This is a genomic window from Peribacillus sp. NPDC056705 (assembly GCF_043656335.1).
In genome coordinates this window covers 1-1343 of record NZ_JBHTYI010000199.1, presented here as the reverse complement: position 1 = coordinate 1343, position 1343 = coordinate 1, and the positions used below count along the sequence as shown (strand labels likewise).

Sequence of the window (1343 nt, the reverse complement as noted above, 5' to 3'; positions counted from 1 at the left end):
TTATTATATATTGATAATTTGGAGGTTGAGAACATGACAGAGATTACGGCTGCACGGGGCACCGAGCTGCGCTGCAAAGGCTGGAGACAAGAGGCCTTACTGCGTATGCTGGAGAATGTGCTGGAGAATGGCGAGAACCAGAAGGAACTTACGGTCTACGCAGCATTGGCGAAGGCAGCACGTAACTGGGGTTCTTATCATGCCATTGTAGACACACTCAAGAATTTGGAAGAGGACGAGACCCTGGTCATTCAGTCCGGCAAACCGATCGGGATTATGCGCACGCATAAATACGCCCCGATTGTGATCATGGCTAATTGCAATATGGTTGGTAAATGGGCGACCAGTGATCAGTTTTATAAGTTTCAAGAGCAAGGATTGATTGTATGGGGCGGACTGACGGCCGCTGCCTGGCAGTACATTGGTTCTCAGGGTGTTATTCAGGGGACCTACGAGATTTTTCAGTCTATTGCGAGAATGCATTTTGATGGGCAATTGGCCGGACGGTTTATACTGACCGCGGGCCTGGGCGGAATGGGAGGCGCTCAACCACTGGCAGGAACGATGGCTGGTGCGGCGATTCTCTGTGTGGAAGTATCCGAGGCTCGCGTGGATAAACGGATTGAAGTGGGATATTTGCAGCGTAAGACAGCCGATTTGGATGAAGCGCTGGCTTGGATCGAGGATGCGGTAAGTCGGAAGGAGAGTCTGTCCGTAGGTCTGATCGGCAATGCCGCGGAGATATATCCGGAACTGCTTCGCAGAGGAGTTCAGCCGGACATCGTGACGGACCAGACGTCGGCACATGATCTGTTATACGGCTACATTCCGGCCGGCTACACGCTGGAACAGGCAGCGGAGCAGCGCAAATCGAACCCGACTCAACTGCAGCAGGATGCAGGCGCATCGATCGCACGTGAAGTGACGGCGATGCTTGCTTTTCAGGAGCGCGGAGCGATTGTGTTCGATAACGGCAATAACATTCGGACTCAGGCGGTTCAGTACGGTGTGGACCATGCGTTTGACATCGTGGTATTCACGGAGGGCTTCTTACGGCCTTTGTTCGCGCGCGCGATCGGTCCTTTCCGGTGGGTGGCGCTTAGCGGCAATGTAGAGGATATCCGCAAGGTGGATGAATACATTCTTGAATTCTTCCACGATAACGACATCGCGGTCAATTGGATTCAGTTGGCGAACCAGTACGTCCCGGTAGAAGGGCTTCCGGCGCGTATCGGTTGGTTTGGACATGGTGATCGCACGAAGCTGGCGCTGGCGGTGAACGAGATGGTTCGCAGCGGGGTATTAAGCGGCCCGGTGGCATTCTCCAGGGATCATCTGGATGC

1 protein-coding gene is annotated in these 1343 nt (G+C 53.8%); it reads left to right on the top strand.

Annotated features, from left to right (window positions below):
• Positions 1 to 33: 33 nt before the first annotated feature.
• Positions 34 to 1343, top strand: a 1310-nt coding sequence (locus ACFRAK_RS28895; protein WP_394573179.1) for a urocanate hydratase, incomplete at its 3' end; no start/stop codon positions are given.